Genomic DNA, 19,941 nt, shown 5'->3' with positions numbered 1-19,941 from the left:
AATTATTCAAATGACTCTACTGGCTCTTCTTCTTTATCTACATTTGGTGCAATGTTAAGCGCATCAGCTGGTTGAAGATCTTCTTCTTCGTCTAAATCACGAAGCTCTACTTCTTCATCATTGATTGTTAACATTTTTACATCCATACCTAGAGATTGAAGTTCTTTAATCAATACTTTGAATGATTCTGGAACGCCTGGCTCTGGTACACTTTCACCTTTAACGATGGCTTCGTATGTTTTCACACGACCTACCACGTCATCGGATTTTACTGTTAAGATTTCTTGAAGAGTGTATGCAGCTCCATATGCTTCAAGAGCCCATACTTCCATCTCACCGAAACGTTGTCCACCGAATTGTGCTTTACCGCCAAGTGGTTGTTGTGTAACAAGTGAGTAAGGACCAGTTGAACGTGCATGAAGTTTATCGTCAACCATGTGGGCAAGTTTGATCATGTACATGATCCCAACTGATACACGGTTATCGAATGGCTCACCTGAACGTCCATCATACAGGATTGTTTTACCGTCACGGTTCATACCTGCTTCTTCCATTGTCTCCCAAACGTCATCTTCGTTGGCACCATCGAATACCGGTGTTGCCATATGAATACCTAAGTAACGAGAAGCCATACCTAAGTGTAGCTCTAAAACTTGTCCGATATTCATACGAGAAGGTACGCCAAGTGGGTTTAACATGATATCAACAGGAGTACCATCTGGCATGAATGGCATATCCTCTTCCGGTAAGATACGAGAGATAACACCTTTGTTACCGTGACGTCCGGCCATTTTGTCACCAACGCGGATTTTACGTTTTTGAACAATATAAGCACGAACTAATTGGTTAACGCCTGGTGGTAATTCATCGCCGTCTTCACGGTTGAATACTTTAACGTCAAGTACGATACCACCTGCACCATGAGGTACACGTAATGAAGTATCACGTACTTCACGTGCTTTTTCACCGAAGATTGCGTGTAACAGACGTTCTTCAGCAGTTAGTTCTGTAACCCCTTTAGGAGTAACTTTACCAACAAGAATGTCACCGTCACGTACTTCCGCACCGATACGGATAATACCGCGTTCGTCTAAGTTACGAAGCGCATCTTCCCCAACGTTTGGAATGTCACGCGTAATTTCTTCAGGTCCTAATTTCGTATCACGAGATTCTGATTCATATTCTTCAATATGAACAGATGTATATACATCATCTTTTACAAGGCGTTCGCTCATGATTACAGCATCCTCATAGTTGAAGCCATCCCAAGTCATGAACGCAACTAGTACGTTACGACCAAGTGCAAGCTCACCACGTTCCATAGAAGGACCGTCTGCTAAAATATCACGAGGTTTTACACGTTCGCCAACTTTCACAAGTGGACGTTGGTTGTACGAAGTACCTTGGTTTGAACGAATGAATTTCTGTAATTTATATTTCGTTAAATCGCCTTTAACTTCTTTACCGTCAACAGTTTCAATACGACGAACGTGAATTGAGCGTGCTTCTACATGCTCTACGATACCGTCATATTTTGCTACAACTGCAGCACCTGAGTCACGCGCATCTACGTGTTCCATACCAGTACCAACGAATGGTGCTTCTGGGTTTAAAAGAGGAACCGCTTGACGTTGCATGTTGGCACCCATAAGTGCACGGTTAGAGTCATCGTTTTCTAAGAACGGAATACAAGCTGTCGCAGCAGATACTACTTGTTTAGGAGATACATCCATGTAGTCAATTTGCGATTTGTTGAACACCGTATTATCTCCACGGAAACGACCTACTATTTCGTCCTTCGTGAATGTACCATCTGGATTTAATAGTGAGTTCGCTTGTGCTACATAGTAGTTATCTTCTTCATCAGCTGTTAAATAATCTATTTGGTCTGTTACTTTACCAGTTTCATGATCGATACGACGATAAGGTGTCTCGATGAAACCAAATTTATTTACTTTTGCGAATGAAGATAATGAGTTAATTAAACCGATGTTCGGACCCTCTGGCGTTTCAATCGGACACATACGACCATAGTGAGAATAGTGAACGTCACGTACTTCGAAACCAGCACGCTCACGTGTTAAACCACCAGGCCCTAATGCAGATAGACGACGTTTGTGCGTCAACTCAGCTAATGGGTTTGTTTGGTCCATGAATTGAGATAATTGAGAGCTACCGAAGAACTCTTTAATTGACGCAATTACAGGACGAATATTAATCAATTGTTGTGGCACGATAGAAGCTGTGTCATTAATAGACATACGCTCACGTACTACACGTTCCATACGAGATAAACCAATACGGAATTGATTTTGTAATAACTCACCAACAGAACGCAGACGACGGTTACCTAAGTGGTCGATGTCATCAGTTGCTCCTACTTGGTAAAGTAGATTGAAGAAGTAACTTACTGATGATAATACGTCAGCAGGTGTAATGTTTTTCACTTCTTCATCAATGTACGCATTGCTGATTACATTGATTTCTTTTTGTGCTTCATCTTTTGGTGCATAGATTTTAATAGATTGGATTGTTACATCATCTTCAAGTACACCACCGACTTGTGTTAAAGTACGGAAACCAATACCTTTTGAAGTATCTTCTAGGTACGGTAAGATTTTGTCTAGTGTACGACGATCAAGAACTGTGTCTTTTTCTACTAAAATTTCGCCTGTCTCTGGATCTACAAGCGTTTCTGCAATCGTTTGGTTGAATAAACGATTTTTAATATGAAGCTTTTTATTCATTTTGTAGCGACCAACATTCGCTAAATCATAGCGTTTTGCATCAAAGAAACGAGAATATAATAAACTCTTCGCACTTTCAACTGTTGGTGGCTCACCTGGACGTAGACGTTCGTAGATTTCTAAAAGTGCTTTCTCAGTACTTTCAGAGTTATCTTTTTCTAACGTATTACGTAAATATTCATTGTCACCGATAATATCGATAATTTCTTGGTCTGAACCAAAACCTAAAGCGCGTAGTAACACTGTTACTGGTAATTTACGTGTACGATCAATACGTACATACACGACATCCTTCGCGTCAGTTTCATATTCTAACCAAGCACCACGGTTTGGAATTACTGTCGCACCGAAGCCTTTTTTACCGTTTTTATCAGTTTTATCATGGAAATACACACTTGGTGAACGAACTAATTGTGAAACGATAACGCGCTCAGCACCGTTGATGATGAACGTTCCTGTTTCTGTCATTAATGGGAAATCACCCATGAATACATCTTGTTCTTTCACTTCGTCTGTTTCTTTGTTATGAAGACGTACTTTCACGCGTAATGGAGCTGCGTAAGTTACATCTCGCTCTTTACACTCATCTACATCATACTTAGGATCGCCTAATGTATAATCGATGAATTCTAATGAAAGATTACCTGTAAAGTCCTCGATCGGCGAAATGTCACGGAACATTTCACGTAAACCTTCTTCAAGGAACCACTCGTAAGACGCCGTTTGAATCTCAATCAGATTTGGAAGCTCAAGCACCTCTTTAATACGCGCAAAGCTTCTACGCTGGCGGTGTTGTCCGTACTGAACTAGTTGACCTGTCAACTCATTCACCCCTCAATAAAGCGATATTAGGTCTTTGCAAAATCATACAAATAGTGTATGATTCCGAAAGACAAAAAGAAAACGAGTCTTCAAAAAGATCTCATTTTCGGTTAACTAAACTTATCTTGGCAAGTATACCCAACTAAAAACATTCATATACAAAAGGGCATACGACCTCAAAATAATATTTTTGCATTGTATCATGTTATCATAGCCGATTTGTCAAGTCAATATTTTATACATATTTCATTTATTTTTTCGCGCGTACTATCCAGTACCCTTTTTTCTTTTCTACAACATCGACTTCTGAAAATTTTTCTTCTAAGTAACTCACCGTTGATGGAGCACCTTGCTTTTTCTGAATAACAACCCACAACTCTCCCGATGCCACCAACTTCTCATACGCACCATCATAAAAACGATAAATTGTGTCCTTCCCCGCTCGAATTGGCGGATTTGTTAAAATTGCAGCAGCTTTCGTTTCACCATCAACACTCGATAGTCCATCACTAACAAATATTCGTACATTTTGAACACCGTTCACTTGCGCATTTTTCTGCGAAAGCGCAACTGCACGTTCATTAATATCCATCATAAAAACAGTACGTTCCGGATTTACTTTGGCAATTGACAACCCAATCGGTCCATAGCCACAACCCACATCAAAAATCGCACCTTCAACTTCAGGCATTTCAAACGTATCAATTAACACACGGGATCCAAAATCTACTTCGCTTTTACTAAATACACCTGCATCTGTTTCAAATGAAAACGTATGCCCAAGCAACTTGAATGTCCAATGACGTGGCTTACTCTCAGTTTGAGGCTTGTTTGAATAATAATGTTCTGACACTCTTTACGCCTCCCCATATAGAAAAGAACTAAAGCGTACATTCATGCTAAACGAATGCTAAGGTTCCTTAACGAAAGTGTCTCACAACCTTCCTAAAGAATCAAAGCAGGCGCACATTACAACGCTTAAGTCTCGATACAGAAATAAGTTTTACTTCCCTATCTTAAATGAAGAAAAAGCTCGCCACAAATGACGAGCTTCCCTTTGTATAAAAGTAATTAGAAATTACTTAACTTCTACAGATGCGCCAACTTCTTCAAGTTTAGCTTTGATGCCTTCAGCTTCATCTTTAGAAATACCTTCTTTAAGAGCTTTAGGAGCGTTGTCTACAACTTCTTTAGCTTCTTTAAGACCTAAACCAGTGATTTCACGCACTGCTTTGATAACTTTGATTTTTTCTGCACCAGCAGAAGCTAATACTACGTCAAATTCAGTTTTTTCTTCAGCTGCAGCAGCACCGCCAGCAACTACTGCTACTGGAGCAGCAGCTGTTACACCGAATTCTTCTTCGATTGCTTTTACTAAATCGTTTAATTCTAGAACTGTCATAGCTTTGATAGCTTCTAAGATTTGCTCTTTGTTCATTATAATTTCCTCCTAATTGGATAATGTTTTTGTTTTTTGCGGTCAAGCCGCAGAAGTTATGCTACGTAAGTAATTACGCGCCTTGTTCTTCTTTTTGTTCTGCAACAGCTTTTGTTGCAAGTGCGAAGTTGCGCACTGGAGCTTGAAGTACAGATAAAAGCATTGAAAGAAGACCTTCGCGTGATGGAAGTTCTGCAAGTGCTTTAACATCTTCAACAGATGCGATTGTACCTTCGATAATACCAGCTTTAATTTCTAAAGCTTCGTTTTTCTTAGCGAACTCGTTGATGATTTTAGCAGGAGCTACAACATCTTCAGTTGAGAACGCAACAGCGTTAGGACCAGTTAATACTTCATTGATTCCTGCAACGCCTGCAGCTTCAGCAGCACGACGAGTTAAAGTGTTTTTGTAAACTTTGAACTCAACGCCAGCTTCACGAAGTTGCTTACGAAGTTCAGTCACTTGTGCAACATTAAGACCACGATAATCCACAACTACTACAGAAGCAGCGCTTTGGAATTTTTCAGTGATTTCTTGTACTTGTGATTGTTTGTTTTCGATTGCTTTGTTCATGATGACACCTCCTATTAGAATGGGTCATTTATACCGACAAAAGAAAAGCCTCTGGGTCATATAGACACAGAGGCTGAAAGTCATCATCTTTAAAATAAGAATCCGAATTCCGATGTCCTCGGTAGGATCATTAAGTGACAAGTCACTCCTACTGTCTACGGTACAAATGGATGATTCACAACAGCATCCATCTTACCAAAGATACGGATTGCTGTCAACCGTTATATATTAAATACTATTCAATTTTGCTCAAGAGCAATGGTTGAATAAATATAAAAGATATTATTTTACTACAACACTAGCAGCGTCGATTTTAACAGCTGGACCCATTGTAGTTGTAACATTTACAGATTTCATGTAAGTACCTTTAGCTGCAGCAGGTTTTGCTTTTTGAACAACGTCAAATACAGTTAAGAAGTTTTCTACAAGTTTTTCTGTAGAGAAAGAAGCTTTACCGATTGGAGCGTGGATGATACCAGCTTTGTCAGCACGGTATTCAACTTTACCAGCTTTAATCTCTGCGATTGCTTTAGTTACATCAAAAGTAACTGTGCCTGTTTTAGGGTTTGGCATTAAGCCTTTAGGTCCTAATACACGACCAAGTTTACCAACTTCACCCATCATGTCAGGAGTTGCTACGATTACATCAAAGTCAAACCAACCTTGTTGGATTTTTTGGATGTATTCTGCATCGCCTACATAATCAGCACCAGCTGCTTCAGCTTCTTTAAGTTTTTCACCCTTAGCAAATACTAATACGCGTTGAGTTTTACCAGTACCGTTTGGAAGTACTACTGCTCCACGGATTTGTTGGTCGTTCTTACGAGTATCGATTCCTAAACGGAAAGCAACTTCTACAGTAGCGTCGAAGTTTACTGTGCTTGTTTTTTGAGCAAGTTCGATTGCTTCTTGTGCGCCGTATGCTACGTTACGGTCGATTAATTTTGCTGCATCTTGCAGTTTTTTACCTTTTTTAGCCATTTTAAAATTCCTCCTTGATTGTGGTTATAGCGGATTTTACCTCCCACGAATAAAGGTTGCGCGTTCACAAAGAAACTCCGCAACCTTCCAAAAACAAATACATCATCAAGTAAATGGGATTAGTCTTCGATGACAATACCCATGCTTCGTGCAGTACCTTCAACCATTAACATAGCAGCTTCAACTGAAGCAGCGTTAAGGTCTGGCATTTTTTGTTCAGCGATTTCGCGAACTTTATCACGTTTAACCGTTGCAACTTTATTACGGTTTGGTTCACCAGATCCAGATTGGATACCAGCTGCTACTTTAAGCAACACTGCTGCAGGTGGAGTTTTTGTAATAAAAGTGAATGAACGATCCTCAAATACTGAAATTTCAACCGGAATAATAAGACCAGCTTGATCAGCAGTACGCGCATTGAATTCTTTACAGAATCCCATGATGTTCACACCCGCTTGACCTAATGCAGGACCAACCGGCGGTGCTGGGTTTGCTTTACCAGCAGGAATTTGAAGTTTTACAACTTTAATAACTTTTTTAGCCACGAGACACACCTCCTTAAGTCCGTGATGTGGTAATTGGGTTGCCCCTCCCACTCAATATCTGTCTGTCAGCTAATTGCCGATAACATTAAAATTATCATTGTAGACGTCTAATAAACTTATGACAGTCTGACCTATGAAATGATACCACTTTTAATTTCGTTAAGCAAGTAGTAATCTTTTATAGTTTTTTGATTTGTTCAAAATCTAGTTCCATTTTCGTTTCGCGACCGAACATATCAACAGTCACTTTCAGTTTTCCTTTTTCCGTGTCAATCTCTTCTACACGTCCTTGGAAGTGTGCAAATGGTCCTTCTAATACCTCTACTACTTCACCGACAGTAATATCCATCTCGTAAACTTTTTCTGTCATGCCCATTTGCTGTAACAAACGATCCGCTTCTTCAGGTAATAGAGGTGTTGGTTTCGCACCACCACCTGATGAACCGATAAACCCTGTTACACCTGGTGTATTACGTACAACATACCAAGAATCATCTGTCATGATCAGTTCTACTAATACATAACCTGGGAAAACTTTACGCATCATTGTACGTTTTTTTCCGTCTTTCATTTCTGTTTCTTCCTGTTCTGGAACGATAACACGGAAGATTTTATCTTGCATCCCCATAGTTTCAACACGTTTCTCTAGGTTTGCTTTTACACGGTTCTCATACCCTGAATACGTATGAACAACATACCAATTTTTCTCCATAATAAATAGGACTACTCGTCCGTCCCTCCCTTACAAATAAAAGTGAAAATCATCATAGATATGAAAATTAAAATATATCTTAATTTTTCCACGGATTTCTCAATAATAAAACATAGCTTCCACCAATAGTAGCGAAAGCATGATGACTATACACCGCATAATGGGTAGTCATCACTAGCTGCTTTTCATTCATTTTACTAGGACAGCATAATCTTCATAATGAAAATATTTTACAGCTGTTTCTTTCATAAAACAAACGAAAAAACCCGTTATTGGAATGGACGGGCTATTTTCAAAAGTATTAACATTCACTTCATTAAATTTACAGTTCTAAATACCAACGGAATAGTTTAGAAATACCTAAATCTACTAACACAAAAAATAAAGCCATGATTACTACAGTCGAAATTACAACTACAGTATATTTCGTCAGTTCTTTACCTTTTGGCCAGCTAGTTTTGCGCATTTCTGACATTACGTCGCTGAAAAAGTTTTTAATCTTTCCCATTCTAGCCTAACCTCCGAATAAATCATCTTTGTTCTATTTACAAATCATTTATAACGTTTGTTTATGCACTGTATGTTCATTGCAGTGCGAGCAAAATTTCTTTAATTCGAGGCGTACAGTTGAACCTTCCTTTGCTGGAAGTGTGTAGTTTCTCGAGCTACATTTCTCGCAACTTAGCACGACTTTCTTTGCCATTTAATCACCTTTTCGGCAGTTAGTCTTTTAAAGACTAACACCTAATATTCTCGCTGTCAACAAGCGCTAACACTGGTTAAGACATTTCCTCAAGCACCAAGTGACGCTCTAATTTTCGTTTTACTCGCTGCAAAGCATTATCAATCGATTTCACATGACGATTTAACTCTGCTGAAATTTCATGATAAGATTGCCCATCTAAATAGAGTCCTAACACCTGTAATTCAAGCTCACTTAAAATCTCACTCATCTTTTCTTCTAAATAACCAAATTCTTCTCTATGAATCATTAATTCTTCAGGGTCATCCATAATGGCACCTGTTAACACATCCATAAGTGTGCGATCTGACTCTTCATCAAAAATAGGTTTATCTAAAGATACATAAGAATTCAACGGAATATGTTTTTGCCTTGTCGCAGTCTTAATCGCTGTAATAATTTGTCTAGTAATGCACAATTCAGCAAACGCACGAAAAGAAGATAGCTTGTCCCCTTTAAAATCTCGTATTGCTTTGTACAAGCCAATCATACCTTCTTGCACAATATCTTCCTTATCAGCACCAATCAAGAAATATGATCTTGCCTTCGCTCTCACCAACAAACGATATTTTGTAATTAAAAAATCTAAGGCATCTGTATTACCTTGATGCACCATTTCAATAAGTTCTTCGTCATTGAATCGTTCAAAATCTTGTGTCACTTGTACAATACTATTTTTAAACATGGTATCACCTCAGCTACAACAGATAATTAGGAACAGTATAACGGAATTGGAAAATATGCGTCAATCAATCGTTCATTTTAAATCGCGACGCCACTTTTCAAAAGCAATCGCTACATCTGGCTTTAATTCAATCCGAGATGGGGGCTTACTATCCTGTTTTCGTTTCACATCATGCGAAATTTTATGTTGAATAATGCCCATATCAATTTCTAGTTCTCTCGCCGATTTGCGCAGAGCACCATTACCAAAAATCACACTTTGCTCTGCCATATCGGAAGTTGCTACATGTATCTGTACCTGTCTACTTTTCAAATCATGCGTCATCTTTTCAATCCGCTCATCTGCTGTCTCGTTTTTTCGTGTATAAATGATTTCTACACCATTTTCTATATAAGATTGCTCTACACCTGGCGAGAGATGCGCATCAAATACGACAATGACACGCCATCCCATCGCTGCTTTATATTCAGCCATAAGCTCAATTAACCGTTTACGTGCATCCTCAAAATTCGAATCCCGTAGCGGGCGCAGCTCATTCCAAGCACCAATCATATTATAGCCATCAACAAGCAAAATGTTCTTCATACTTATTTGATCGCTTCTTGACGTTTACGATACACTTCGTACATTAAGAGTGCAGCAGCTACAGAAGCATTCAATGAATTTACATGACCAACCATTGGTAAGTGATAAAGGAAATCACACTTTTCTTTTAACAGACGGCCCATTCCCTTACCCTCACTACCAATAATAATCGCTAGTGGCAGTGTCGCGTCCATTTTGCGGTAATCTGCAGATCCTTTTGCATCTGTACCTGCAATCCAAACGCCACGCTCTTTTAATTCATCGACAACTTGGGCTAAGTTATTAACACGTACTACAGGCACATGTTCAATCGCACCTGTAGAAGCTTTCGCAACAACAGCCGTCAAGCTAACCGAACGGCGCTTAGGAATTATAATACCATGTGCTCCAATCGCATCTGCAGTTCGCATAATCGAACCTAGATTATGAGGGTCTTCCAGTTCATCTAAAATTAAAAAGAACGGATCCTCTTGTTTTTCTTGCGCCACTGCAAATAAATCATCTAGCTCTGCATAACTATACGCCGCAACAGAAGCTACAATTCCTTGGTGATTGGCATCTGATAGCTGATCGACCTTTTTCTTCGGAACGAATTGAACAATAATACCACGTTCACGTGCTAAATCGAGTAGTTCGTTGACACCTGATTTTTTTACACCTTCTGCAATCCATACTTTATTCATATCGCGGCCTGAACGAAGCGCTTCTAACACTGGGTTTTTACCGGCAATAATTTCACCATTTTGTTCTACCATTATTTTGACACTCCTTTTGATTCCTCGATTATCTGAATAGCGTACGCAATAATTTCATAAACACGCTCAAGCTCATTTAATAAATATAGACTACCAAGTACCGCCTCGAAACCCGAGCTATTGCGGTACGTTCTAACATCTGTATTTTTAGGAACAGAGCCAGATTTGGCATTGCGTCCACGACGGAACACAGCCAACTCTCCCTCTGTTAAAAAATCCTCATCCATCATACGATGCACAATCATAGACTGTGCTTTCGCTGATACATAGTGTGTCGCTTCTTTATGCAGTGTATTCGGCTTTACACGTCCAGCACGCAATAAATACTCACGTACTTTTTGTTCTAAAACCGCATCACCCATATAGGCAAGCGCTAAAGCATTTAATTGTTTTACATCTTCATTTCGGAGTTTATCCAAATCACTTACCCTCGTTTCCATCTAGTGCCTTGGCGTGTATCTTCTAAAATGATACCTTGCGCTTGCAAATGGTCACGGATTTCATCTGAACGAGCGAAATCACGGTTTTTACGTGCCTCTACACGCTCCTGTAATAGGGCATCGATTTCCTCATCTAACAGTTCATCTTCTTTAGCAAATCCAATACCTAAGACGTCACCAAGCACCTCGAAAGTTCCCACAAATGCTGTTAATACTTCCTCAGCTGTATTCGCTTCGTTTAAGTAAATATTTGCGATACGCGCAAGTTCAAATAGCACAGAAACAGCATTTGCAGTATTGAAATCATCATCCATCGCTTCTTCAAATTGCGCTTTTTGCACAGCAATTTTTTCCAACCACTCTTCTGTATGATCACCTAGACTCGCTGTTGCTGTTAAACGATGTTTTACGTTATTGTAAGCTGTACGAATACGTTCCAAACCCGTTGCTGCTGCATCCACTAGATCCTTCGCAAAGTTAATTGGGTGACGATAATGAACAGATAACATAAAGAAACGTAAAACTTGCGGGTCAATTTGTTTACGAATATCGTTCACAAGTACAAAATTACCAAGGGATTTTGACATTTTTTCATTATCGATATTAATGTATCCATTATGCATCCAATAACGCGCAAACGTTTTATCGTTATGAGCCTCTGATTGGGCAATTTCATTTTCATGATGTGGGAATGTTAAATCTTGACCACCTGCATGAATATCAATTGTATCACCTAAATGCTCTCGCGCCATGACCGAGCACTCAATATGCCAACCAGGACGACCATTACCCCAAGGGCTCGCCCAGTAAATCTCACCTGGTTTCACCGCTTTCCATAAGGCAAAATCTAGTGCATCGTCTTTTTTCTCACCAGCTTCAATGCGAGCACCAATTTTTAAATCATCTACTGCTTGGTGTGACAATTTCCCGTAACCATCAAATTTACGTGTACGGTAATATACATCACCTGCAGATTCATACGCATAACCTTTGTCGATTAGAACTTTAATAAATTCAATAATATCATCCATATGCTCTGTAACGCGTGGATGCGCATCTGCCTTTTTGCACCCTAGAGCTGTAACATCTTCGAAGTAAGCGGCAATAAAACGCTCTGTTAACTCATGAACTTCCTCACCTAGCTCATTTGCAGCTTTAATAATTTTATCATCCACATCCGTAAAGTTTGATACGAACTTAACATCAAAACCCTTGTATTGTAGGTAGCGACGTACTGTATCATAGACGATGACAGGTCGTGAATTCCCGATATGGATATAGTTATACACCGTCGGGCCACACACGTACATTTTGACCTTACCTTCTTCTAATGGCACAAACGCTTCTTTTTGTCTCGTTAAAGTGTTAAAAATTTGTATACTCAATGCTTTTCTCTCTCCTTCTGTAAGTGTCCGATTTCCTCTTGCAATACTGCAATCTGTTTCTCGAAACCTAGACAACGCTCTTCCACAGGGTCAGGGATATTTTGATGATCTAATTTTTTCTCTAAACGGATACCATCTTTCATCACAATTTTCCCTGGAATTCCAACTACCGTAGAATTCGGCGGTACTTCCTTTAACACGACCGAGCCGGCACCAATTTTACTATTCTCACCAATTGTAATCGAACCAAGCACCTTTGCACCAGTCGCTACAAGTACATTATCCTCTAATGTTGGGTGACGCTTTCCTTTTTCTTTCCCGGTACCACCTAATGTGACACCTTGATACAAAGTTACATTATCGCCAATTTCACATGTTTCACCGATGACTACGCCCATACCATGGTCAATAAAGAAGCGGCGACCAATTTTGGCACCAGGGTGAATCTCAATACCTGTAAAGAAACGACTCACCTGTGAAATCACACGTGCAATAAAATAAAACCGTTTTTTAAAGAACCAGTGTGCAATGCGATGCGACCATGTAGCATGTAAACCTGAATACGTTAATACAACTTCAAGCACACTACGCGCCGCTGGGTCATTTTCAAAAATTGTCGCAACATCTTCTTTCATTCTTTTAAACACAAGTAAATCCCCCTTTTTTTGTCATGATATGCGTTGTAATAATCCGCTACATTTGATGCTTTTAAAAAAATAAAAAGCGCCCCTATCATCTCTCCTAAAAAGAAATGACAGAGGCGCTATAATTGCGCGGTTCCACTCTGATTGAAGGCATATGCGATACCTTCCACTCGAATGCCCTATAACGGGGACTAGCCGACAAAGCCTACTAAATAATTTCAGCTTTATGCTCAAAGGTGCAATTCCGTTTTACCTAGGCTCAGACCACTTTCAGCCGGTGATGGTCCTCTCTTTTAGAGCGTGCGCCACGTACTTCTCCTTATCAACGCTTTCTCAATGTAAATTCATTTTACAACGAAAGTACAAATTGTCAATAATTTTCTATTATTTCGCGTATTTCTCTACACGAGCAATTGTTTTTTCTTTACCAATTAGGCAAATAGCATTTGGTAATTCTGGACCGTGCGTTTCACCTGTAGCTACAACGCGAATTGGCATGAATAAATTTTTACCTTTATGACCTGTTTCTTTTTGGACAGCTTTAATAGCTGCTTTCACAGCATCTGGTGTGAATTCTTCTAAAGCTTCAAGTTGCACTTTAAATGCCGCCATTACTTCAGGTACTTGTTCTCCACCTAAAACTTCATTCGCTGCTTCATCATATTCAATATGATCGTTGAAGAATAGGCTCGAAAGTTCCACGATTTCAGCACCAAAACTCATTTGTTCATGGTATAGCGCGATTAAATCAGTCGCCCAAGCACGTTGTTCTGCCGATAATTCCTCTGGTAGTAACCCTGCTTTTTGTAAATGTGGTAATGCTAATGCCACCACTTCTTCTAGCGATAATTTTTTAATGTATTGGTTATTCATCCAAGTAAGTTTTTGCTTATCGAACATAGATGGTGATTTAGAAAGACGTTTTTCATCGAACATTTCGATGAATTGTTCTTTCGAAAAGATCTCATCTTCACCTTCTGGAGACCAGCCTAATAATGCAAAGAAGTTGAACATTGCTTCTGGCAGGTAGCCAAGGTCTTTATATTGCGTAACGAATTGGATAATTGACTCATCACGTTTTGATAATTTTTTACGATTTTCATTAATGATTAAGGTCATATGACCGTAGCTTGGGTATTCCCAGCCGAACGCATCAAAAATCATCATTTGTTTTGGTGTATTTGATAAATGCTCTTCGCCACGGAATACATGTGAGATTTCCATGAAATGATCATCTAACACTACTGCATAGTTGTATGTTGGGATGCCGTTTGCTTTAACAAGTACCCAGTCACCCACATCTTTTGATTCGAATGATACAGTTCCACGTACTAAATCTTCGAATTCATATGTGACATTTTCAGGCACACGCATACGAATTGTGAATGCTTCACCGGCTGCTTCTTTTGCTGCTACTTCTTCCGCAGATAAATGACGGCAAGTACCATCATAAGTTGGCGCCGCAACCCCGCGTGCTTTTTGCTCTTCACGAGATGCTTCTAACTTTTCTGATGAGCAGAAACATTTATAAGCTAAACCTTTTTCTAATAATTGTTCAGCGTGCTCTTTATAAACATCTAAACGCTCCATTTGGCGATAAGGGGCATATGGTCCACCGATATCAATAGATTCATCATAATCAATACCTAACCATCTTAAGTTATCTAGCTGAGATGCTTCTCCGCCTTCTACATTACGCTCGATATCTGTATCCTCAATACGTACGATAAATTTACCGTTATGATGTCTTGCATATAAATAGTTGAATAACGCTGTACGTGCCCCACCAATATGTAAGAAACCTGTTGGAGATGGCGCATAACGAACGCGAACTTCTTTCGTCATAAGTAAAAGCCTCCTAATTTTCGTTCATATATCAAATACGCCTCGGCGTATTTGCGTCCAGATTTCGGACTCGAAACTATTCGAGTCAATTCCTTTACGAAATCTGTGACATCTGCCAGAGGCTTGACTGTTCACAGTCGACTTTGTTCATTTTACCACTCCGCTATAAGAATTAAAAGCGGCGATCATCCGCTTTACTTCTTAATTAAAAGAATCGTCGCCATTGACGCAATTCCTTCCTCACGCCCTGTAAAGCCTAACTTCTCAGTTGTTGTCGCTTTGACATTTACTTGTGAAGGTTCTGCATTTAGTAATTCTGCAATACGGTTTCGCATTTGCTCAATATAAGGTGCCATTTTAGGACGTTGCGCCATAATTGTACAATCTACGTTACCAAGTACGTAGCCACGGTCCTCAACGATTTTCCAAATATGTTGAAGTAGCTTTGCAGAGTCCGCATCTTTGAATGCTGGATCTGTATCTGGGAAGTGACGACCAATATCGCCTTCACCGATTGCGCCTAGTGCCGCATCTGTTACTGTGTGTAATAATACGTCTGCATCTGAGTGACCTACTAAGCCCTTCTCATGCGGGATTGTAATTCCCCCAATAATTAATGGACGCCCCTCTTCAAATGCATGTACGTCAAATCCTTGTCCTACTCGAAACATGATTAATTTCCTCCTAACTTGCGCTTGTGTAAAATTGCTTCACCAAACACTAAGTCTTCTTTAGTAGTCATTTTAACATTTTCATAGCTACTTTCCACGATATGTACCGCATGACCAAGACGTTCAACTAGCATCGCCTCATCGGTGCCGAGGAACCCCACCTTTTCTGCGACATCCTCTGCGTGAGCAATCAAATCAAATCGGAAAGCTTGTGGCGTTTGAATCATCCACAAGCTTTCACGATCAACCGTTTCCTCAATGACACCGTCACGTACTTTCTTCATCGTATCCTTCGCACGAACACCTGCAATCGCTGCACCATTATCATGCGCACTTTGTACAAGATTAGCAATAATATCATGCCTGATAAATGGACGTGCCGCATCATGGACAAGCACAATATTGACCTGATCCATCTCCTTCATGCAGGAATGGACGGAATGCTGACGTTCAGCACCCCCATCCGGTAAGCCCTTCACCTTTGATATACCATACTCTGTGAGCAACTCCTGGATAAATCCTCGCTCCTCAGGTTTTACTGCAAGCCAAATACCTGTACAGTTACTATCTTGCTCAAACACTTCGAGCGTGTGAATTAAAATCGGTTTTTCTAATAGCTTTAAAAATAATTTATTTTGACCTGCGCCCATACGCTTACCGCTTCCTGCAGCAGGTAGCACTACTTCATACTGCAATCTGTTCACTTCCTAAATGAAATTCGACATGATATGAATGTTGCTGGCACTTCATGTGCACACAGCAACTATATACTCAGATGACATTAATCCTCGTTTGGCTTAGCAAAAATCATACGACCGGCAGATGTTTGGAGAACACTCGTTACGGTAACTTTAATTGCCTGTCCGATATAACCACGACCGCCTTCCACAACAATCATCGTACCGTCATCCAAGTAAGCAACACCTTGATTGTGCTCTTTCCCCTCTTTAATCACAACAATTTGCATATCTTCACCAGGAATAACGACAGGTTTAACTGCATTTGCTAAATCGTTAATATTCAACACTTTTACCTGATGTAACTCACATACTTTATTTAAGTTAAAGTCATTCGTAACAATTTGCGTGTCATTCCCCATTTTTTTCGCTAGACGCACAAGCTTTAAGTCCACTTCTTGCACATCTTCGAAATCTTCTTCGGTAATTTCAACTTTTGTCATACGTTCATCCTGTAGCTTTTTCAGAATATCTAAGCCACGTCGCCCCCTCGTACGTTTTAACGTATCTGAGGAATCAGCAATATGCTGTAGTTCCGTTAGTACAAACTGTGGTACGACTAACGCACCCTCGATAAAGCCTGTTTGAGAAATATCCGCGATACGCCCATCAATGATGACACTTGTATCTAACAGCTTATAACTGCCAGGAGCTTCATTTGGCTCACTGCCTTTTTTCTTTGCGCTACCACGTAGTGTAAATAGCTGTAGTAACTCATCACGCTTTTTAAAGCCTACACGGAAGCCTAAATAGCCTAAAACAAACGACAATATAATTGGTAAAATCTCCGTAATGATTGGTAAACGAATGCTATCAATCGCAAAACCTAAGAAATATGCCACAATCAGGCCAATAATCAAGCCAAGTGTACCAAACAGTAACTCACCTACTGGGACTTTAAAAAGTACTTCTTCCAACCAACCTATAAGCTTTACAAAATAATCCGAAACGGCAAACGATAATGTGAACAATAAAAGTGCCCCTAAAGCTACTGATACGTAAGGATTATCAAGCCAAGGATTAGATGATAAATGAAGTAATTCGTATAATGGCGGTAAGAAAACGAGACCTAAAGCTCCCCCAATCAATAAAAAGGCAATTTGAATAAATTTTTTCATAAACTTTCACCTCCTAAGTATAGAGTTTATTATACAATAGCTTCTCTAGAAATTCGCTTTACAAGCCCATTACAAATTTATAAGGTCTTATGTAACCTTAAGATACTTAAATGCTGAAACTTTCAGTATTCTCCAAAAACATCCCGAATAAAGGTCGCAAAAATACATTAAAAAATGTGTATTTTTCCCTCGTTAAACTCGAAATTTTGGTAAAAAATTAACATACTGCAGTTCCTAAGTAATGAATAGTATAAACTCTACTTATTCGAGAAAAATTATATCATGAGATAGGAGAATCATCATGACTCAAACGCACCATGTGAAAGTTACTACAGCAGATCCATCAGCTATCGGTTTATTTGGACTGGCGATTGTTACATTTGTCGCTTCAACTCAAAAGCTTGGCTGGACAGAAGGTTTAGGTTTGGTTATTCCCTGGGCAATTTTCTTGGGTGGTATTGCACAATTTTATGCTTCAATTTTAGACGCGAAGCATAACAACACCTTCGGCACAACTGCATTTGGGGCATACGGATTATTTTGGATGGGTGTCGCAATGTCTTGGTTTGTACAAGCAGGTTTATTCGGCGAAACGCTCCAGGCTAGTGCAGACATACGTCAATTAGGTGTTGTTTACTTAGGCTACTTAATCTTTACAGTGTTTATGACGATTGGCGCTCTAGAAACAAACAAAGTATTATTCTTTATTTTCTTTTTGATTAATTTATTATTTATCGGCTTATCATTTAGCTCGTTTGGCATTATGGAACACGGTATGCATTTATTAGCGGCTTATGCAGAGTTAGGGATTGCGTTATTATCACTTTACGGTGCAGGCGCAAATGTATTAAATAAACACTTCGACTTTGAGTTCCTACCACTCGGCAAACCATTTGGCTTAATTACTGAGGAAAATTTACAAAAAAAGCATTCTACACAAGCCGTTCATAAGTGATGTAAAAGAGGTGTTGCCATTATGGCGACACCTCTTTTTTATCAATCACGGAAACTCATATTCAATGCATCTTTAATTGTCTCAACACCGACAATCTCAATACCTTGTGGAAAATCCCAACCACCAATATTGGAAGATGGAATAAACACACGCTTAAAACCTAACTTTGCTGCTTCAATCACACGCTGTTCAATACGTGATACCCTACGCACTTCTCCTGTCAAACCTACTTCCCCGATAAAACAATCAGTAGCACGTACAGCCTGGTCCTTGAAACTTGAGACAATGCTCGTTAAAACAGCAAGGTCAATCGCCGGTTCATCTAGTTTTACACCACCCGCTACTTTAATATACGCATCTTGTGCTTGTAACATGAGACCCATTCTTTTTTCTAACACAGCCATTAGCAATTGCACACGGTTTTGGTCTACACCTGTCGCCATTCGCTTAGGGTAGTTAAAGCTAGTCGGTGTAACAAGTGATTGAATTTCTACTAGAATTGGTCGTGTCCCCTCCATCGATGCGACAATCGTTGAACCCGCTGCCCCTTGGGAACGCTCCTGTAAAAATAACTCAGAAGGATTTAACACTTCCTTCAAACCGCCCTGTAACATCTCAAAAATTGCAATCTCATTTGTCGAGCCAAAGCGATTTTTCTGACTACGTAAAATACGATGATTATGATGGCGTTCTCCTTCAAAATATAAAACCGTATCTACCATATGCTCTAAAATACGCGGACCAGCAATTTGCCCTTCCTTCGTTACGTGCCCAACTAAGAAAATGGCAATGCCTTTCGTTTTCGCAATACGCATTAATTCAGCGGTACATTCACGCACCTGTGAGACACTGCCCGGCGCACTTGTTACTTCTGGATGGAAAACAGTTTGAATCGAGTCTACAATTACAAACTTCGGTTTTACCTCATCGATAGTTTTATTTAGTAACTCTAAATTCGTTTCCGAATATATATAAAGCTCCTGCGACATAACACCTAAACGTTCTGCACGTAGCTTCGTTTGACGGATCGATTCCTCCCCAGAAATATAAAGCACACGATGCCCTTTATTTGAAAGAAGCGCCGATACTTGTAATAACAACGTCGATTTCCCGATACCTGGATCACCACCGATTAACACAAGCGATCCCGGCACGATGCCACCACCTAACACGCGGTTCAGCTCATTCATTTCTGTTGCGACACGAGATTCTTCTGCCACTTCTATTTGCATAATCGGCAATGCCTTTTGTGTAACAGTTGCCGAATGCTGAAACGCCCCACGAGGTCCTTTTGCTACCATTTCTACTTCTTCCACCATCTTGTTCCACTCACCACAGCCTGGACATCTTCCCATCCATTTAGCTGACTCATAGCCACAGCCTGAGCATACAAATTTTGTTTTTTTCTTTGCCATGTGTTCGTCTCCTCGAATATTTGTTCTTATTTTAAATTGTACATGAAAAGTAAAGATCCACCTACTAATTTCAGTTGAAATAATAAATACTTCATATCTTTGTAAACTTCACAACAAAATCATACACTGCTATTTTGATTCATTT

General features: G+C 39.7%; 21 protein-coding genes and 2 other annotated features. Of the genes, 1 reads left to right on the top strand and 20 read right to left on the bottom strand.

The annotated features are described in order from the left end of the window. Positions 1 to 2: 2 nt before the first annotated feature. The 19 genes from rpoB to ACIQ2D_RS16950 all read right to left on the bottom strand — a co-directional run bounded on the left by rpoB (position 3) and on the right by ACIQ2D_RS16950 (position 17,426). Complete coding sequence (gene rpoB, locus ACIQ2D_RS17040) at positions 3 to 3,578, bottom strand: DNA-directed RNA polymerase subunit beta (RefSeq protein ID WP_402866131.1); 3,576 nt, start codon at positions 3,576 to 3,578, stop codon at positions 3 to 5. Positions 3,579 to 3,819: 241 nt separating this feature from the next. Beyond that, positions 3,820 to 4,422, bottom strand: a complete 603-nt coding sequence (locus tag ACIQ2D_RS17035; RefSeq protein ID WP_402866129.1) for a class I SAM-dependent methyltransferase — start codon at positions 4,420 to 4,422, stop codon at positions 3,820 to 3,822. Positions 4,423 to 4,647: 225 nt separating this feature from the next. Further along, the gene (rplL, locus tag ACIQ2D_RS17030) at positions 4,648 to 5,007 is read right to left on the bottom strand and encodes a 50S ribosomal protein L7/L12 (RefSeq protein WP_402866127.1); all 360 of its coding nucleotides are present in this window, start codon (positions 5,005 to 5,007) and stop codon (positions 4,648 to 4,650) included. Between the two features lie 73 nt (positions 5,008 to 5,080). Beyond that, on the bottom strand, positions 5,081 to 5,581 hold the full coding sequence (rplJ, locus tag ACIQ2D_RS17025) for a 50S ribosomal protein L10 (protein WP_402866125.1): 501 nt from the start codon (positions 5,579 to 5,581) through the stop codon (positions 5,081 to 5,083). A 32-nt stretch (positions 5,582 to 5,613) separates the two neighbouring features. Continuing rightward, positions 5,614 to 5,760: a sequence feature (ribosomal protein L10 leader region), on the bottom strand. 103 nt (positions 5,761 to 5,863) lie between these two features. After that, positions 5,864 to 6,562: a 50S ribosomal protein L1 gene (gene rplA / locus ACIQ2D_RS17020; protein WP_402866123.1), complete on the bottom strand. Its 699-nt coding sequence runs from the start codon at positions 6,560 to 6,562 to the stop codon at positions 5,864 to 5,866. A gap of 119 nt (positions 6,563 to 6,681) precedes the next feature. Further along, complete coding sequence (rplK, locus tag ACIQ2D_RS17015; protein WP_188227259.1) at positions 6,682 to 7,107, bottom strand: 50S ribosomal protein L11; 426 nt, start codon at positions 7,105 to 7,107, stop codon at positions 6,682 to 6,684. Between the two features lie 178 nt (positions 7,108 to 7,285). Next, positions 7,286 to 7,819 carry a transcription termination/antitermination protein NusG gene (gene nusG / locus ACIQ2D_RS17010; RefSeq protein ID WP_402866121.1) on the bottom strand — a complete coding sequence of 178 codons (534 nt, stop codon included), beginning with the start codon at positions 7,817 to 7,819 and terminating at the stop codon, positions 7,286 to 7,288. Between the two features lie 322 nt (positions 7,820 to 8,141). After that, positions 8,142 to 8,327: a preprotein translocase subunit SecE gene (gene secE, locus ACIQ2D_RS17005; protein ID WP_402866119.1), complete on the bottom strand. Its 186-nt coding sequence runs from the start codon at positions 8,325 to 8,327 to the stop codon at positions 8,142 to 8,144. A 48-nt stretch (positions 8,328 to 8,375) separates the two neighbouring features. Then, complete coding sequence (gene rpmG / locus ACIQ2D_RS17000; RefSeq protein ID WP_402866117.1) at positions 8,376 to 8,522, bottom strand: 50S ribosomal protein L33; 147 nt, start codon at positions 8,520 to 8,522, stop codon at positions 8,376 to 8,378. Positions 8,523 to 8,598: 76 nt separating this feature from the next. Then, on the bottom strand, positions 8,599 to 9,246 hold the full coding sequence (gene sigH / locus ACIQ2D_RS16995; protein ID WP_402866115.1) for an RNA polymerase sporulation sigma factor SigH: 648 nt from the start codon (positions 9,244 to 9,246) through the stop codon (positions 8,599 to 8,601). A 72-nt stretch (positions 9,247 to 9,318) separates the two neighbouring features. Continuing rightward, positions 9,319 to 9,831, bottom strand: coding sequence for an NYN domain-containing protein (locus ACIQ2D_RS16990; RefSeq protein WP_402866113.1), 513 nt, complete (start codon positions 9,829 to 9,831; stop codon positions 9,319 to 9,321). Between the two features lie 2 nt (positions 9,832 to 9,833). Further along, positions 9,834 to 10,586, bottom strand: coding sequence for a 23S rRNA (guanosine(2251)-2'-O)-methyltransferase RlmB (gene rlmB / locus ACIQ2D_RS16985; RefSeq protein ID WP_402866111.1), 753 nt, complete (start codon positions 10,584 to 10,586; stop codon positions 9,834 to 9,836). Further along, the gene (locus tag ACIQ2D_RS16980; RefSeq protein WP_402866109.1) at positions 10,586 to 11,026 is read right to left on the bottom strand and encodes a Mini-ribonuclease 3; all 441 of its coding nucleotides are present in this window, start codon (positions 11,024 to 11,026) and stop codon (positions 10,586 to 10,588) included. Before ACIQ2D_RS16980 ends, rlmB begins: the two co-directional genes overlap by 1 nt. Beyond that, positions 11,011 to 12,411 carry a cysteine--tRNA ligase gene (gene cysS, locus ACIQ2D_RS16975; RefSeq protein ID WP_402866107.1) on the bottom strand — a complete coding sequence of 467 codons (1,401 nt, stop codon included), beginning with the start codon at positions 12,409 to 12,411 and terminating at the stop codon, positions 11,011 to 11,013. Before cysS ends, ACIQ2D_RS16980 begins: the two co-directional genes overlap by 16 nt. Further along, positions 12,408 to 13,058, bottom strand: coding sequence for a serine O-acetyltransferase EpsC (gene epsC, locus ACIQ2D_RS16970; RefSeq protein ID WP_402866105.1), 651 nt, complete (start codon positions 13,056 to 13,058; stop codon positions 12,408 to 12,410). Before epsC ends, cysS begins: the two co-directional genes overlap by 4 nt. Before the next feature lie 106 nt (positions 13,059 to 13,164). Then, positions 13,165 to 13,390: a binding site (T-box leader), on the bottom strand. A 49-nt stretch (positions 13,391 to 13,439) separates the two neighbouring features. Further along, positions 13,440 to 14,900 (bottom strand): glutamate--tRNA ligase, encoded by a 1,461-nt coding sequence (gene gltX / locus ACIQ2D_RS16965; protein ID WP_402866103.1) that lies wholly within the window; start codon positions 14,898 to 14,900, stop codon positions 13,440 to 13,442. A 194-nt stretch (positions 14,901 to 15,094) separates the two neighbouring features. Further along, positions 15,095 to 15,571, bottom strand: a complete 477-nt coding sequence (gene ispF / locus ACIQ2D_RS16960; RefSeq protein ID WP_402866101.1) for a 2-C-methyl-D-erythritol 2,4-cyclodiphosphate synthase — start codon at positions 15,569 to 15,571, stop codon at positions 15,095 to 15,097. Positions 15,572 to 15,573: 2 nt separating this feature from the next. Beyond that, positions 15,574 to 16,266, bottom strand: a complete 693-nt coding sequence (gene ispD, locus ACIQ2D_RS16955) for a 2-C-methyl-D-erythritol 4-phosphate cytidylyltransferase (RefSeq protein ID WP_402866099.1) — start codon at positions 16,264 to 16,266, stop codon at positions 15,574 to 15,576. Positions 16,267 to 16,352: 86 nt separating this feature from the next. Further along, positions 16,353 to 17,426 (bottom strand): PIN/TRAM domain-containing protein, encoded by a 1,074-nt coding sequence (locus ACIQ2D_RS16950; protein ID WP_402866097.1) that lies wholly within the window; start codon positions 17,424 to 17,426, stop codon positions 16,353 to 16,355. Between the two features lie 301 nt (positions 17,427 to 17,727). Between ACIQ2D_RS16950 and ACIQ2D_RS16945 the strand changes: the two genes are divergently transcribed. After that, entirely contained in the window at positions 17,728 to 18,381 is a 654-nt protein-coding gene (locus ACIQ2D_RS16945; protein WP_402866095.1) for an acetate uptake transporter, read from the top strand. Positions 18,382 to 18,422: 41 nt separating this feature from the next. Here the strand turns inward: ACIQ2D_RS16945 and radA are convergent, their stop codons facing one another. After that, positions 18,423 to 19,796, bottom strand: a complete 1,374-nt coding sequence (radA, locus tag ACIQ2D_RS16940; protein WP_402866094.1) for a DNA repair protein RadA — start codon at positions 19,794 to 19,796, stop codon at positions 18,423 to 18,425. Positions 19,797 to 19,941 lie beyond the last annotated feature (145 nt).

Source organism: Lysinibacillus sp. NPDC097287, from assembly GCF_044761695.1.
Taxonomy (GTDB): domain Bacteria; phylum Bacillota; class Bacilli; order Bacillales_A; family Planococcaceae; genus Lysinibacillus.
Note: the sequence above shows the minus strand (reverse complement) of the source record. Positions and strands in the feature narration are given on the sequence as shown.

Bases quoted from the DNA above. Each gene is read 5' to 3' on its own strand.
- rlmB (WP_402866111.1), bottom strand. From the start codon at position 10,586: ATGGTAGAACAAAATGGTGAAATTATTGCCGGTAAAAACCCAGTGTTA.
- ACIQ2D_RS16950 (WP_402866097.1), bottom strand. From the start codon at position 17,426: ATGAAAAAATTTATTCAAATTGCCTTTTTATTGATTGGGGGAGCTTTA.
- gltX (WP_402866103.1), bottom strand. From the start codon at position 14,900: ATGACGAAAGAAGTTCGCGTTCGTTATGCGCCATCTCCAACAGGTTTC.
- secE (WP_402866119.1), bottom strand. From the start codon at position 8,327: ATGGGAAAGATTAAAAACTTTTTCAGCGACGTAATGTCAGAAATGCGC.
- rpmG (WP_402866117.1), bottom strand. From the start codon at position 8,522: ATGGCAAAGAAAGTCGTGCTAAGTTGCGAGAAATGTAGCTCGAGAAAC.
- rplJ (WP_402866125.1), bottom strand. From the start codon at position 5,581: ATGAACAAAGCAATCGAAAACAAACAATCACAAGTACAAGAAATCACT.
- rplL (WP_402866127.1), bottom strand. From the start codon at position 5,007: ATGAACAAAGAGCAAATCTTAGAAGCTATCAAAGCTATGACAGTTCTA.
- ACIQ2D_RS16990 (WP_402866113.1), bottom strand. From the start codon at position 9,831: ATGAAGAACATTTTGCTTGTTGATGGCTATAATATGATTGGTGCTTGG.
- sigH (WP_402866115.1), bottom strand. From the start codon at position 9,246: ATGTTTAAAAATAGTATTGTACAAGTGACACAAGATTTTGAACGATTC.
- ACIQ2D_RS16945 (WP_402866095.1), top strand. From the start codon at position 17,728: ATGACTCAAACGCACCATGTGAAAGTTACTACAGCAGATCCATCAGCT.
- ACIQ2D_RS16980 (WP_402866109.1), bottom strand. From the start codon at position 11,026: ATGGAAACGAGGGTAAGTGATTTGGATAAACTCCGAAATGAAGATGTA.
- ispF (WP_402866101.1), bottom strand. From the start codon at position 15,571: ATGTTTCGAGTAGGACAAGGATTTGACGTACATGCATTTGAAGAGGGG.
- rplA (WP_402866123.1), bottom strand. From the start codon at position 6,562: ATGGCTAAAAAAGGTAAAAAACTGCAAGATGCAGCAAAATTAATCGAC.
- nusG (WP_402866121.1), bottom strand. From the start codon at position 7,819: ATGGAGAAAAATTGGTATGTTGTTCATACGTATTCAGGGTATGAGAAC.
- radA (WP_402866094.1), bottom strand. From the start codon at position 19,796: ATGGCAAAGAAAAAAACAAAATTTGTATGCTCAGGCTGTGGCTATGAG.